General features: G+C 41.0%; 2 protein-coding genes and 1 pseudogene. 1 reads left to right on the top strand and 2 read right to left on the bottom strand.

Annotated elements, in window-relative coordinates:
* The coding region (locus MRT15_RS12100; RefSeq protein ID WP_304330547.1) for a pyridoxal-phosphate dependent enzyme at positions 1-463 on the top strand (463 nt) is incomplete at its 5' end.
* Between the two features lie 81 nt (positions 464-544).
* Here MRT15_RS12100 and asd read toward each other — a convergent pair.
* Positions 545-1,609 (bottom strand): aspartate-semialdehyde dehydrogenase, encoded by a 1,065-nt coding sequence (gene asd, locus MRT15_RS12105; RefSeq protein ID WP_304330548.1) that lies wholly within the window; start codon positions 1,607-1,609, stop codon positions 545-547.
* A gap of 1 nt (position 1,610) precedes the next feature.
* Positions 1,611-2,125: pseudogene (locus MRT15_RS12110) on the bottom strand (hypothetical protein); the annotation flags it as partial.

Raw genomic sequence — 2,125 nt, forward strand, 5'->3', positions numbered from 1 at the left:
TAACATTTCTGCCATATGGAAGGGGTTTAAAGAACTCTATGAGTATGGCCTAATAAGCAAATTGCCGAGGATGATAGGAGTGCAAGCTGAAGGTGCATCTCCACTAGCCAAGACATGGATTGAGAAGAGCGATAAATTATTGGTGGTTGAGAAGCCATCAACCATAGCATCTGCAATTAGAATTGGGAAGCCTGTAAACTGGATGAAGGCTTTAAAAGCTGTTGAAGAGTCTAGGGGGGTGTTTGTTACAGTATCTGATGAAGAAATTTTGGAGGGTATGAAAGATTTAGCTGCATATGAGGGTATCGAAGTAGAACCTGCAGGTGCAACTTCCCTTGCCGGTTATAGGAAGACTCTTGAACTAGGGATTATAGATAAAAGCGAAATTGCAGTACTCGTTTCAACAGGACATGCTCTTAAAGATCCAGACGCCATAACCATAATATCTTCTCGTTTAAAATAGAGCAAAAGCTAAGCTTGACATGGAACTACGTTTTCTCAAAAATTAAAAATATTTTTTGTTAAGTGTGAGGTTGCTTGAGACTTATACGTAACCTTTCTTAACAAGCAATTCTGCCATCAAAACTCCTGTACCTGCTGCACCTCTTATTGTATTGTGTCCTAGTACAACGTATTTTACTCCATTCAATACCCTATCTTCCCTAACTCTTCCCACGACTACGCTCATACCTCTACCCTCTAACCTATCTAGTCTTGGTTGTGGCCTGTTAACTTCTCTCCTCACTATAATGGGCTTTTCCGGTGCTGTTGGAAGCCCCATACCCTTTATCTTATTTCCCTTAAACGCCTCCATAACCTTAACAACTTCATCCGCAGAAGCTTTAGATTTCAATTCAACGAAAATCGCTTCCATATGGCCTTCTAAAACCATCACTCTATGGCAACTTGATGTTACAGCTATTGAGCTATTAGGTATTATGGAATTCCCTTTAAATTCGCCTAGAATTTTAAGGGTTTCGCTTTCCACTTTCCCCTCCTCCCCTTCTATGTATGGGATTATGTTATCGAGTATAAACATTGAGGGTACACCCGTCAATCCAGCTCCTGAGAGAGCTTGCATTGTTGCTATAACTATTTTCCCAACACCAAACTCGTCAACTAGAGGTTTTAGGGATAGCGTTGCTATTGCCGTTGTGCAGTTTGGAACTTTCATTACTGCTCCACTCCAACCCCTCTTCCTCCTCTGCTCTTCCAGTATTTCGATATGGTCGGCGTTTACTTCAGGGTTTAGGAGAGGTATGTCTGGTTCAAGCCTCATGGGACTGGCATTGGAGACTACGAAAATCCCCCTCTCTGCAAGTTGAGGTTCTATATTTTTAGCTACATCTGAAGGTAATGCTGAAAACACTATGTCCACTTTCCCCCTTACCAGTAGGTCTATGTTGATTGGCAAAAGCTCCATTTCATAAGCTTTTCTAGGTATGGGCTTTTCTAAAATCCATGTGACGCTTTCCCCATAAATCTTCCCAGCAGTTCTCTCAGATGCCATTAGGAACTCTAGGTCAAACCATGGATGGTCAGCTAAAAGTTCAATGAATCTTTGTCCAACAATGCCAGTAGCCCCAAGAACGGCTACACGTTTCTTCACGTTAATCTACCTCCTCTTCAAAAAGTTTTTGATGGAGCAGCTTTAATACATTCATCTCGCATCCCTCCTCCACGTGAACTATTAACGATGGTTTGCGGAAATATGTTTGAACACCTTTAATGTCAACATTATTCTCATAGAGTATGTCTACAACTTTCTTAATGAAATCTAAATAGTTAACCCCTTCACCAATGATGGCTATGTATGGTTTTTCACCATGATGCCTATGCAATACGATTTTAGGTCCTTTACGCTCATCTGGTATTGTATGTGAAATCTTTGTGCCGAAGGAATTCCATGAACCCACATATACTATGCAATGGTAAATGTCATTTAATGGTTCAAATGATTTGGGATTTATCCTCTTCGCCCCATGCATAGCGGCTTCTACAGCTTCCCTATAACTCATAACGTCTACAATTCTGGCTGTGGGTATAATTGTGGGGTCAGCGGTCATTATTCCATCAACTTCCGTAACCAGGTAGACTTTGTCTATACCTAATAATGCTGCTATTG

The sequence above is a fragment of the Candidatus Culexarchaeum yellowstonense genome (assembly GCF_024707025.1).
Taxonomy (GTDB): Archaea; Thermoproteota; Methanomethylicia; order Culexarchaeales; family Culexarchaeaceae; genus Culexarchaeum.